The 253-nt window shown below is 62.8% G+C and carries 1 pseudogene; it reads left to right on the top strand.

What is annotated here, in order from left to right:
• Positions 1–126, top strand: a pseudogene (locus tag GWC77_RS30000) (IS3 family transposase); the annotation flags it as partial.
• Between the last annotated feature and the right edge of the window lie 127 nt (positions 127–253).

Here is a 253-nt window from a genome sequence, read left to right as displayed (position 1 = left end):
CGGCGGCGCTGGATCAACACCACGCGGCGTCAGAGCGGCGCACGGCCCGCGCCCGATCTCGTGCAACGGCACTTCGTGGCTGACGCACCGAATCGGCTGTGGGTAGCCGATGCCACCTATGTGCCGAGGTTGTGTCGCGATAACGGAGCCATGACGAGCAAGCGGCGATTCGCTTAGGAGTCCTTACATAAGCAGCGAATAGAACTGCGCGGCGACCGTTCGAGTGGCGTGGTCACCCTTCATTTGGCCTTTG

Source organism: Paraburkholderia sp. NMBU_R16 (assembly GCF_013282575.1).
GTDB lineage: Bacteria > Pseudomonadota > Gammaproteobacteria > Burkholderiales > Burkholderiaceae > Trinickia.
The sequence above is the reverse complement of the archived record's forward strand: the minus strand, read 5'-3'. Positions and strand labels throughout refer to the sequence as shown.